The organism is Lentiprolixibacter sp., assembly GCF_982873095.1.
In genome coordinates this window covers 1-5,712 of record NZ_CEYNTP010000188.1, presented here as the reverse complement: position 1 = coordinate 5,712, position 5,712 = coordinate 1, and the positions used below count along the sequence as shown (strand labels likewise).

At 46.9% G+C, this 5,712-nt stretch carries 8 protein-coding genes; 7 read left to right on the top strand and 1 reads right to left on the bottom strand.

The window, feature by feature from the left end:
- The 7 genes from AC4E7D_RS10900 to AC4E7D_RS10870 all read left to right on the top strand — a co-directional run.
- Window positions 1-185: RnfABCDGE type electron transport complex subunit D (locus AC4E7D_RS10900; protein WP_490173826.1), on the top strand; the 185-nt coding region annotated here is incomplete at its 5' end.
- A 3-nt stretch (window positions 186-188) separates the two neighbouring features.
- The gene (locus AC4E7D_RS10895; protein WP_490173825.1) at window positions 189-938 is read left to right on the top strand and encodes a Na(+)-translocating NADH-quinone reductase subunit C; all 750 of its coding nucleotides are present in this window, start codon (window positions 189-191) and stop codon (window positions 936-938) included.
- Between the two features lie 3 nt (window positions 939-941).
- Window positions 942-1,589 carry an NADH:ubiquinone reductase (Na(+)-transporting) subunit D gene (locus tag AC4E7D_RS10890; RefSeq protein WP_490173824.1) on the top strand — a complete coding sequence of 216 codons (648 nt, stop codon included), beginning with the start codon at window positions 942-944 and terminating at the stop codon, window positions 1,587-1,589.
- A gap of 20 nt (window positions 1,590-1,609) precedes the next feature.
- Entirely contained in the window at window positions 1,610-2,359 is a 750-nt protein-coding gene (gene nqrE, locus AC4E7D_RS10885) for an NADH:ubiquinone reductase (Na(+)-transporting) subunit E (RefSeq protein WP_490173823.1), read from the top strand.
- Window positions 2,356-3,663 (top strand): NADH:ubiquinone reductase (Na(+)-transporting) subunit F, encoded by a 1,308-nt coding sequence (gene nqrF / locus AC4E7D_RS10880; RefSeq protein ID WP_490173822.1) that lies wholly within the window; start codon window positions 2,356-2,358, stop codon window positions 3,661-3,663. The genes nqrE and nqrF overlap by 4 nt, the downstream gene beginning before the upstream one ends.
- A 73-nt stretch (window positions 3,664-3,736) precedes the next feature.
- On the top strand, window positions 3,737-4,096 hold the full coding sequence (locus AC4E7D_RS10875; protein WP_490173821.1) for a DUF8840 domain-containing protein: 360 nt from the start codon (window positions 3,737-3,739) through the stop codon (window positions 4,094-4,096).
- Window positions 4,071-5,102 carry an FAD:protein FMN transferase gene (locus AC4E7D_RS10870; protein ID WP_490173820.1) on the top strand — a complete coding sequence of 344 codons (1,032 nt, stop codon included), beginning with the start codon at window positions 4,071-4,073 and terminating at the stop codon, window positions 5,100-5,102. The genes AC4E7D_RS10875 and AC4E7D_RS10870 overlap by 26 nt, the downstream gene beginning before the upstream one ends.
- On the opposite strand, the gene AC4E7D_RS10865 is transcribed toward AC4E7D_RS10870, so the two are convergent.
- Window positions 5,103-5,712, bottom strand: a 610-nt coding sequence (locus tag AC4E7D_RS10865) for a class I SAM-dependent methyltransferase (protein ID WP_490173819.1), incomplete at its 5' end; no start/stop codon positions are given.

Genomic DNA, 5,712 nt, shown 5'->3' with positions numbered 1-5,712 from the left:
TTTTCAATCCAGCCTATCCGGAAGGTGTATTCCTCGCAATTCTCCTGATGAATGTGTTCGCACCAACTATAGACCATTACGTAGTTCGGGGGAATGTGAAAAAACGAATGAAGCGGCTTAAGCGCGCGGTAGTGGCAGCCCCTTCCATGCAAAAAGAAGAAGAGCTTAAAGTAGAAACGGTTTAAGATATGGCGATCAATACGGAAAAAAATGTGTACACCGTTGTCTTTGCCATGGTAATGGTAATGATTGTGGGTTCGTTACTGGCTTTCCTGGCCTCCGGACTCAGCGGTAAGATCAAAGAGAACGAACGTTTTGAAAAACAACAAAACATCCTCTATGCCATGGGCGTCAACGAGAATGAGGACGAAGGCAGTGTTAACTTCATTCCCACAGAACGTGTAGAGGAAGAATTCTCCAATTACATAACCGAGCAGTTGGTCATAAGTGGTGACGAGATCACCAAGGACGATGAGGCCTATTTGATCGACCTTAAAAAAGAGATAGCCCTGGCCAAAGACGGAGGCACTCCGAGGCTTCCGGTATTTATCGGTGAAAAGGATGGAAAGAAATTTTACATCCTTCCCATGTATGGCAAAGGGCTGTGGGATGCGATCTGGGGCTTTATTTCGGTCAACGAAGATATGGTGGTACAGGGGGTATATTTCGATCACAAGGCGGAGACCCCTGGCCTTGGAGCCAATATCAAGCAACGCTATTTCATGGACGACTTTAAAGGGGAATCTATCCTTGATGGGGACCGGTATGCAGGAATAGCAGTCGCCAAAGGGAATAACGACCCGGTTAATGAAATCAAGGACGATAACGAGGTGGATGCCCTGGCAGGTGCCACCATTACCGGAAATGGTGTTTCGGCCATGATCCGGGAGAGTATGAACCTGTACAGGAATTATTTAGAAACCATAAGAAAGCAATAGGACATGGCTTTATTATCTAAAAAAGATGCGAACCTCATATTAGATCCGCTTGCGGATAACAATCCCATTACCATTCAGGTACTGGGTATCTGTTCTGCACTGGCAATTACTGCTGAACTCAATGCCTCCGTGGTGATGGCCCTTTCAGTGATCTTTGTGCTGGGTGTTGGGAACGTGGTGATATCTCTTATACGTAATATCATCCCCTCAAAAATCCGGATCATTGTGCAGCTGATCGTAGTGGCCACACTGGTAATCGTAGTAGACCAGGTACTAAAGGCTTTCGCCTACGAATTAAGTAAGACCCTGGCTGTTTTTGTGGGGTTGATCATTACCAACTGTATTATTATGGGAAGGTTTGAGGCCTTCGCCTTAGGAAATGGCCCATGGAAAGCCTTTTTGGATGGTATCGGGAACGCACTTGGATATGGTGTGATCCTGATAATCGTTGGATTTTTCAGGGAGCTTCTGGGATCAGGGACCTTATTTGGTTACAAGGTGCTGGGTGATCCCATCGCAAAAACAGGACTGTACGCTACCGGATACGAAAACAACGGGTTTATGATTATCCCTCCAGCGGCACTGATTGTCGTGGGCATTATCATCTGGGTACAGAGATCGCGCAACAGAGCGCTTATTGAAGAAAATTAAGATCAGCTAATACCACTATCATGTTAGAGCATATAGAATTGTTTTTTAAATCCATTTTCATAGACAACATGGTATTTGCCGTGTTCCTGGGGATGTGTTCCTACCTCGCTGTTTCCAAAAAAGTGGCGACAGCTGTGGGACTTGGGGCTGCTGTAATATTTGTTTTGGCCGTTACCGTACCCCTCAACTGGCTACTGGATCAGTACCTCCTGCAGGAAGGTGCCCTGAGCTGGCTCGGTCCGGAATACGCAGATTACAACCTGAGCTTTTTATCGTTCATCCTGTTTATCGCCACTATTGCCACCATGGTACAGCTGGTGGAGATCGTCGTAGAAAAATTTTCTCCGGCACTCTACAACTCTTTGGGGATATTTTTGCCCCTGATCGCGGTGAACTGTGCGATTCTTGGAGGGTCCTTGTTCATGCAGGCCCGTGAAATCCCTTCCCTGGGACTGGCGTTCAATTATGGCGTAAGTTCCGGAATTGGCTGGTTCCTTGCCATACTCGCTATAGCCGCTATCCGCGAAAAGATCAGATATTCCAATGTTCCAGCCCCGTTGAGAGGTTTGGGGATTACCTTCATCATAACAGGCCTTATGGGGATTGGTTTCCAGAGTTTCGGTGGGATGCTGACAGGGGGTGACGACAGTGCGGCCCCGGTTGAGGAAACTACTGCTGAGATCCGGCAAGAGGAGGAGAAAAAGAAAAATAAAGAAGAGATCGATGAAAAATCGGTTTCGTATAACGATGTCAATTTAGTACAAGAATGATATTAGCTACAACGACTTTAGGGACCATTGTTATAACAGTAGTTGCTTTTTTAGTGCTGCTGCTGCTTTTGGTAGCCCTGCTGCTTTTCACCAAAGAGAAGTTATCACCTTCAGGTCCAGTTACGATTACCATAAACGGGGAGAAACAAATTGAGGTTCCTTCAGGGAGTTCCTTGCTGTCTACCCTGGGGAACCAGAAGATTTTCCTGCCCTCTGCCTGTGGTGGCGGCGGAACCTGCATACAGTGCGAATGTCACGTATTAGCAGGGGGAGGAGAGGCACTGCCTACAGAAACCCCGCATTTCTCCAAGCGCGAACTAAACGAAGGTGCCCGCCTTGCCTGCCAGGTGAAGGTGAAACAGAATATGGAAATCACAATTCCGGAGGAAGTATTCGGGATCAAGAAATGGGAAGGCACCGTGGTGCGGAACTACAATGTAGCGTCCTTTATCAAGGAGTTTGTCGTAGAGATCCCCGAGGACATGAATTACAAGCCCGGAGGCTATATTCAGATCGAGATCCCTCCCTGCGAGATCAAATACGAGGATATCGATATTACTGCCCACCCGGAAGAGCATGAAACCCCTGACAAATTCCAGACAGAATGGGACAAGTTCAACCTCTGGCCGCTGGTGATGAAGAATACGGAAGTAGTGGAACGTGCTTATTCCATGGCTTCCTATCCTGCAGAAGGAAGGGAAATCATGCTTAACGTACGTATTGCCACTCCACCCTGGGACCGTGCTAAGAATGGATGGATGGACGTAAATCCCGGAATTGCTTCCTCTTATATTTTCTCAAAGAAGCCTGGGGATAAGGTCACTATTTCCGGTCCTTATGGAGAGTTCTTCATCAATGAATCGGAATCTGAGATGCTGTATGTGGGCGGGGGTGCCGGAATGGCTCCAATGAGGTCACACCTGTATCACCTGTTCAAAACACTGAAGACCAATAGAAAAGTAACCTATTGGTATGGGGGAAGGTCCAAGCGGGAATTGTTCTATATCGACCATTTCCGCCAGTTGGAAGAGGAATTCCCGAACTTTAAGTTCTATATGGCACTTTCTGAGCCCCTGGAAGAAGACAACTGGAAAGTGAAGGAAAATTTAGACGCACCCGGTGATGGCTTCGTAGGGTTTATCCACAATTGCGTAATTGAACATTATCTGGATCACCATGAAGCTCCGGAGGACATCGAATTGTATTTCTGTGGACCCCCATTGATGAACAAGGCTGTTCAGAAAATGGGAGAAGACTTTGGTATCCCGGATGAACACATCCGATTCGATGATTTCGGAGGATAAAAAGTGATTAAATAGAAAACACTGAAAACAAGAAAAACCGATATTGAACATATCGGTTTTTTTATCCTGGAATATGAAAGCCTTAACAGAACAGGAATTGCACAATCTCGCGATGAATATCGTAGGGAGGGAATTGGAAGCCCAGGGGTATGAGTTTATGGGGGTTAACAGCAAACCCAAAAAAAACCCACAATTCGTATGCCTCAAGGACAAACAGCTTCACTTTATTGTGGTGAGGAACGTCCCGTTTCCCGAAGATCCGCGAACTTACGATACAACCTTATTGGGAAAAGTAAAAGAACACGCCTTAAAATATGAGGCAAGGACCTATTATGCCGGAGTGGGTTTATCCAATGCGCAGGACCGTACTTTACCAGTGTACCTGAATGAAGCTTATATTGTAGACTATGAAGGCCTTATTGAAATCGTATAGCCTCAGGGCGTTTCTTCTTTTCCTAATATTTATCACTGCATGTTCAGAGCAGCAGGGGCCCTGGGTGAAAAATTTTAATTACGGCGGTGCCCTGGGGACTTCTTACAGTATTACCTACCTATCCCCTGAAACCCTGGATTATCAGAAGGAAATAGATTCTGTGTTTGAGGTGGTCAATCAATCAATGAGCACCTACTGGCCGGATTCGGATATTTCCCGAATTAACCAAGGGGATACCACTGTAAGGGTAGATGCCATGTTTCGGGAAGTGTTTAACCTTTCCAAGGAAGTATATCAGAAAACAAACGGGTATTTTGACCCCACGGTTGGCGTATTGGTTGACGCCTGGGGATTTGGTCCTGGGAAAGCCATGGCGTTGGACAGTGCCAGCGTAGACAGCCTCCTTGAGTATGTGGGTTTTGATAAGGTTCAACTAAGTCCAGAAGGCAAGATAAAGAAACAACATCCGGGCATCCGTTTCGATTTTAATGCGATCGCCAAAGGCTACGCCATCGACCGATTGGCAATAATGCTGGATAATAAAGGGATAAAGAATTATCTGGTCGAAGTCGGGGGTGAAATTGTTGCTACAGGGGAAAACAAGCTTAAGGATAAATCCTGGGTCCTGGGTATCGATGACCCACAGGTAGAAGAGGGGAGACGGCTCAAGGCTACGCTTACCTTAAAGGACAGGGCCCTGGCTTCCTCCGGGAATTACCGGAAATTCAGGGTAGACAGCCTCACAGGTGAGCGGTATGTGCATACCATAGACCCCATCACGGGCTTCACCAAGAATTCAAAAGTATTAAGTGCGAGCGTTATCGCACCTACCTGTGCGGAGGCAGATGCCTTTGCAACGGCCTTTATGGCAATGGATCTGAAAGCGAGTAAAGCCCTCTTGAAACAGGAAAAACAGCTCGAGGCCTATCTCATCTATCTGGATGATCAACAGCAGGTACAGGAGTACATGACCGAGGGCTTCCAAAAGCGCATGCCCAACGATTGATTACTTCCGTACCAATGGGATGATTTCCCCTTTGGCAAGACGGAAACGGTCTACTTCAGCTTGCGGCATCTTACGGGTCAGGTCTACTTCCTCAACCTCAAAGCCCGCCGAACGGAGCTTTTCAAAATAATCGTACCCGTATATCCTCACATGGTCATATTGACCGAAGATCCGTGCCCTTTCTTTTTTATCCGTGATCGAATCGTCTTCAAAGGTCACTTTTCGCCTGAGGTCCTGTGGCACCTGGAATACCCCCCAACCACCCGGTTTCATAACCCGGTACAATTCCTCCATGGCCTTTTGATCGTCGGGGATATGCTCCAATACATGGTTACACAGGATAATATCAAACGAATTGTCCTCAAAGGGAAGCGCACAGATATCCGCTTTCACATCTGCCAGGGGAGAGTTGAGATCTGTAGTAGTATAGTTCAGATGGGTAAGTTTTTTAAACCGTTTGTAAAAAGCCTGCTCGGGAGCAAAATGCAGCACCGTGGCCGGATGCTCGAAAAATGGGGTTTCGTTTTTAAGGAACAGCCAGAGCAGTCGGTGCCTTTCCAGGGAAAGGGTAGAGGGGGAGAGGACATTCTCCCTTGGGTTTACATAGCCA